This is a genomic window from Nonomuraea sp. NPDC001636 (genome assembly GCF_040298265.1).
Classification (GTDB): Bacteria; Actinomycetota; Actinomycetes; order Streptosporangiales; family Streptosporangiaceae; genus Nonomuraea.
In genome coordinates this window covers 1-5,207 of record NZ_JBEOZT010000075.1, presented here as the reverse complement: position 1 = coordinate 5,207, position 5,207 = coordinate 1, and the positions used below count along the sequence as shown (strand labels likewise).

General features: G+C 32.6%; 7 protein-coding genes. All 7 read right to left on the bottom strand.

Annotated elements, in window-relative coordinates:
- Positions 1-760, bottom strand: a 760-nt coding sequence (gene mobV / locus ABT158_RS50900) for a MobV family relaxase (protein WP_352366674.1), incomplete at its 3' end; no start/stop codon positions are given.
- 405 nt (positions 761-1,165) lie between these two features.
- Entirely contained in the window at positions 1,166-1,471 is a 306-nt protein-coding gene (locus ABT158_RS50895) for a plasmid mobilization protein (RefSeq protein ID WP_326067524.1), read from the bottom strand.
- A gap of 152 nt (positions 1,472-1,623) precedes the next feature.
- Positions 1,624-2,745 carry a S8 family peptidase gene (locus ABT158_RS50890; RefSeq protein ID WP_021728520.1) on the bottom strand — a complete coding sequence of 374 codons (1,122 nt, stop codon included), beginning with the start codon at positions 2,743-2,745 and terminating at the stop codon, positions 1,624-1,626.
- A gap of 46 nt (positions 2,746-2,791) precedes the next feature.
- Complete coding sequence (locus ABT158_RS50885) at positions 2,792-3,190, bottom strand: DUF1878 family protein (protein ID WP_021728521.1); 399 nt, start codon at positions 3,188-3,190, stop codon at positions 2,792-2,794.
- A 23-nt stretch (positions 3,191-3,213) separates the two neighbouring features.
- Complete coding sequence (locus ABT158_RS50880) at positions 3,214-3,678, bottom strand: YqxI family protein (protein ID WP_011839882.1); 465 nt, start codon at positions 3,676-3,678, stop codon at positions 3,214-3,216.
- Between the two features lie 591 nt (positions 3,679-4,269).
- On the bottom strand, positions 4,270-4,722 hold the full coding sequence (locus tag ABT158_RS50875) for a hypothetical protein (RefSeq protein WP_021728522.1): 453 nt from the start codon (positions 4,720-4,722) through the stop codon (positions 4,270-4,272).
- A gap of 247 nt (positions 4,723-4,969) precedes the next feature.
- Positions 4,970-5,207: hypothetical protein (locus tag ABT158_RS50870; protein ID WP_502911648.1), on the bottom strand; the 238-nt coding region annotated here is incomplete at its 5' end.

Here is a 5,207-nt window from a genome sequence, read left to right as displayed (position 1 = left end):
GTTTCTTTTCTTTTATTTTTTTATCTAAACTCAAAAATTGTTGCTGAATTTTTTGTAACGTTTCATTCTGTTTTTCGATGTAGTTTGTGGTTTGTTGTAATTGATTATGCGTTTCCACTACTTTTGTCTTTAAATGCGTTTTTACATTGGATAACTGTTCCACTTCTACTTCTAAATCTTGTTTTTCCTTAAAGGCTTGAGGCGATAAATGTTTTTTCTCAGAACCTTCTCCCCGATCTACATCAAAACCTTTTTCCCGCATTTCCAACGGGAAGTCCTGTTGCAAAGATATCAATTCTTTTCTCGTAAACATATCTTTTGCGGACAAACGATTGTCTTCTGTAATTGGCATCACACCAATATGCATATGTGGTGTCGCTTCATCCATATGAACCATCGCATACAACGTATTTTGTTTGCCATAACGCTTTTGAATAAAATCTAGTGAACTCTCAAAATAACGTTTCTGTTCTTCTAAACTTAATGAATGCATGTAATCAGGCGAAGCTGTTACTACAAATTCTGAAAGCACAACAGAATTTGCCCGTGGCTTTCGTTTTACTCGCTCACTGATCTCTTGTTTAATTGTGCTTTCATATCTAATTTTTTGTTGATTCAACAAATCATAATTCTGTTCACTTTTCGAATAATCGATGTCTAAATTTGATTTACTTTTTCCTTGTCTTTGATTATGTTTTTGAATCCCTTGCACATCAGAAATTTGAAATTTCTGCATGTGAATGATTGCGAATTTGTTCATGTTTTTCCCTCACAATTGTCTTCCGTAAGAGGACTACTTTTAAGGTTATCATAACATATCGAGAGAGCGAATCCAAAGTTTTGGTATAGCCCACTATACCAAATTACATTTGGTGTGGGCTCTGCGAGACCTTGTTGGCTTCGCCAAATCACGCCATAGCGTGACAAATGCTAGGGGCTTTGCCCCACACCCCACAAGGGGAACTTTTCCCCTTGACCCCATCCATCGAACTCCCCAACCCCTCAATCCTTGAGGGGCTCCCTCGCCGGTTGGCGTCCCCAAAACAATATGTTTTGAGGAACTGCCAAGAGGGTGATACATCTGACGTACGTGTCCACTCCTTATCCTCCCGATCCCTTTCGGGCTCGGTCCGGTACCGTTGACACTTACCTCAAAATTTCCTCTTTATTCGAGTAATCGTCCAGCTAGTGCAATTAAACGTGTATTAAATTCTCTATCTAGTGTAATAAAATCTTTTTTTCCTTGTGTTCGTTCAAGCAATTCCTGTAACACCAATTTGTCCTCATCTTCTAATCTTTCTTTTTCAACAACTACAGGAATTTCTTTAGGTGGTCTAACACGAACACCTAAAGCTGTCATTCTTACATAGTTCGAAACTGTTGTGCTATTCATTTTAGCTAATAACTCTAATCGTTCTTTTTCTTCTTCAGAAACATATAATTTGATTTGTTCTTTCGCCATTTTTAACATCCTCTTAGGGTATATTTTGTTCCTTTCATCATATCCCTTTATATACCCTTTTTCAATATATAATTTATAGTCCTTTTTATACCCTTTAATACTTATCCCTTCTATACCCCTTTAAAAAATAAAAGAGAGCCAACTATAAAGTTGGTTCTCTTTTATTTTTGATTCATCATTTGCAAAGCATGACTTAAATTTATTTTCCCATTTCCATATTCAAATGGACTTCCTAAAGGAGTTGCTGATTTTTTTAATAACTCTCTTACTTGTTGATTAGACAACATTCTATCATTCTCTAATAACAAAGATGCCACACCAGCTACATGAGCGGCTGCCATTGAAGTACCACTATCAAATCTATAAGAACCATCATTCCAAGTACTCCAAATATCTACACCTGGTGCCATTAATTCTAACTGTTCTCCTTTACTAGATAAGAACCCTCGTTGATCTTTAGCATCTAACGCTCCAACTGCAATTACAGAATTAAATTTAGCTGGATAAGTAATTGAATCTCCCTCTTTATATCCTTCATTCCCTGCTGATGAAACTAACAAAATTCCTTTTTCATATGCTTTATTAATGGCTTCTTCAAAAAATACAGATTCTTTTTTTCCACCTAGACTCATTAGAATAATATTCGCCTTATGTTCAATTGCCCAATCGATTCCTTTTACAACTGTACTATATTTTCCATTCGTATACTTATCTAATACTTTCACTGCATATAAATCCACATCAGGAGCAATTCCTGTCATACCGCTATTATTTTTTTGCGCTCCAATAATACCCGCTAAATGTGTTCCATGACCATTATCATCATCAAAATCTAAAACATTTTCAACAAATGAAACGCCATCTTTTATCTTTACATCTGGGTGCTCTCTATCAATACCAGTATCTAAAACCGCAACAGCAATTCCTTTCCCAGTAAGAGGGGAAACTCCTTTTCCTTTCGTAGATAAAACACTGGATACCCCATTATGTAAAGACTGTTTCGTCCCATTTGCTTTTACATTTCCATCTTGTTCAACTTCCAAGACTTCAAAATACTGTTTCAAAGTCTTTGTTGGATCATAAGGAAATTCAGCTTTTACAATGGGTAAATTAGAATACGTTTCTTTTACTTCCCCACCTTGTTTTTCAATCAAATTTTCATCAATTTTATCTCGAAACATAATTAAATAATCATCTTTCTTTGATAACTCACTCGCAAAAGAAGTTACACTTCCACTGCATAGTCCAAATAACAATACAGCTATCATAATAAATTTTTTCATATTTTTGATCCTCCATTACACATAAAAAATAAGGTGCAAAAGCACCTTATTTTTCTTTATATTTTTCTAATAAAAATTCACAAACATTATCTGATTCTTTTTGCTTATTAATTGCCATTAATAAATATTTAGGGTTTATCGGAATATTTATTGCCTTTAAATAACCTTCATATTCCTCAATAGTTGGTTTTACATTACAATCATAAATTACTTGTAAACTAATAGAATCAAAAAATTCTTTTTCAAAATCAAATGTATTTTCATTAGATAACCTTTTGTTAAATAAAGAAATAATATTTAAAATTGCTATCTCATCTTTTTTTTCTAAATCATGGTTAATAATTTGATGATAAAAAGAAAATTTATCAGGGTTTTCATGTAAAAGCATAGTTAACATTAATTCTTTATGATATTTTAGCTTAGAAATTTCTTGTTCAATATTCATATTAAACACCTACAATTCAATAATTATAAAACAAGACCAGTAATTGCACTTGCAATAACTCGAGCTGATCCACCAGGAATTCCGCATTCAAAAATCATAAAATCAATTAAATTTTGTTCAATATGACTTTCAAAACGATCTAATGCATTAGCAATACTTTTCGCATGTTTATTCAAATATTTTGCTTCTTTAGTTCCAGCACCCAACCATTTTGTAAGTGTCTGTAACGCATCTCCACCATTTTTTAAGCCCCAAACAACAGCTGATTTTTTCCACCCTTGAGCTGATACATCACCATCTTCATCTAAAGAAACAGTTTGATTTACATTTTCTACTTTATAATTTGTTTGTGGGAAATTCACTACATTATTTTTTACAGGCGTTTCTGTTTCAGCTGCAAAAGAAGATAAAGGTGCAACTGTTAAAAGAGCCGCAAATGCCATTGTTGCTGGAATGATTTTTTTGAATTTAGATTTAATTTTTAACATGTATAATTCCTCCAGAAATAAATTTTTTTAACAAAGATAAGTATGTCATATTTCAAAACTCTTTTTTCTGTATATGTAAAATTGCATATACTTTTGGAAAACAAAATTAGTAATCCAATGTTGAGTTTCCCTGTTTTTGGGTGTGAGTGCTGGCTAGGGGTTTGGGGGCTAGCCCCCAAGAACGTAATTTATTATCGGATAAGTTTATCACTTGGAACGATAGAACTTGGTGGTTCGGCTGGTATAATTACGAGTCCAAGTCGAGCAATTTAATCCCGTTTTTGGTCTGTTCGGCTTGGCGAACGCTAAAAACCAGCCGAATTTTGGAATGCAATGGAAGAAAGGTGGAGATTTTTTGAGAGTTTTTTTCAAAAAATACTACCTGACCATTGTATGGAGAAAAACCAACCCCTTATATAGATATAGAAAGAACAACATGGAATTTTTAATAAAAAAGTGAATAAACATGATTATATCAGGGGTTCTAGCGATTGTAATTAATTCCCAATATGTGGGGTAAAAACCACATATATGTGGGGTAAAAACCACATATTGGGAAAATATGTAAATAAAAAAGACTAGTAATTTTTACTAGTCTTTTAGTTCAAATTTTATATATGGTTTTCGTTCTTTAGAATTACCTTTTTTAACAAGTAAAGAATTAAAAAACCAATAATTTTGTTTTCCTACACTTTGTTTTTCTAAAACATTTTTCCTTACTAATGAATTTAAAACCTTACTAAAATATGACCTATCTTTATAACCACATAGTTTTTGCATAGTTGGTTGTAAAAGTTCAATTTGATTATTCCAACCGACATAAGGTAGCAAAGTAAATAAAACTGCTTTCTCTGTTTTACTAAGCTTCACTTCTGGATTATCACTTTCAATCCAAGCTTTTAACGTATGAAAAACAAATATAAAATTTGAATTCTTATGTAGATTTCTTTCAGTGATCGCCTTCATAAGTTCTTGAGCACCTGCACCAGCGTCAATAAAAGTACTCAACATCTCTGTAACTTCTAAAATCTCTTTCTTTTTCATTTGTTGTTGCTCCTCTCAATATTCCGAGCACCAACAAAAATACCAAAAATCATAATTCAGGTATTACCCTAATAATAAAATTATGATAATCTATATACGACAACAAGTTATTGGTATTTTCGCTGAAATACCCTTTGAAACGAGCCATGTTCGAGCATGGCTCGTTTTTTAATTTTATCACACATATTCTCTCAAAAGATTGTCAAATAAAGTTTCCCAAAAGTTTTATTTACTTTTTGAATGTCTTCTATCGCTCCATGTCATACCCTCGATGTCTACTTATTTTCTTCTTATTTTCACGTTCATGCTCCCGTTCAAAATGATTTTCTACCTCTCTTCCAACCAATTCATTTTTTACAAGCCCTCTAAACGTCTTAAATTGCTCTTTAAAGACTTGTTTCGTTTGTTGATATAAAACCTTTATATTTGTCTGTAAATCTCTTATATGAGCTTTTAATGAGCTTATTTCTGTACTTAATTGTTTG

Excerpts from the sequence above, each read along its gene's own strand:
- ABT158_RS50875 (WP_021728522.1), bottom strand. The coding sequence starts at position 4,722 with ATGAAAAAGAAAGAGATTTTAGAAGTTACAGAGATGTTGAGTACTTTT.
- ABT158_RS50885 (WP_021728521.1), bottom strand. The coding sequence starts at position 3,190 with ATGAATATTGAACAAGAAATTTCTAAGCTAAAATATCATAAAGAATTA.
- ABT158_RS50890 (WP_021728520.1), bottom strand. The coding sequence starts at position 2,745 with ATGAAAAAATTTATTATGATAGCTGTATTGTTATTTGGACTATGCAGT.
- ABT158_RS50880 (WP_011839882.1), bottom strand. The coding sequence starts at position 3,678 with ATGTTAAAAATTAAATCTAAATTCAAAAAAATCATTCCAGCAACAATG.
- ABT158_RS50895 (WP_326067524.1), bottom strand. The coding sequence starts at position 1,471 with ATGTTAAAAATGGCGAAAGAACAAATCAAATTATATGTTTCTGAAGAA.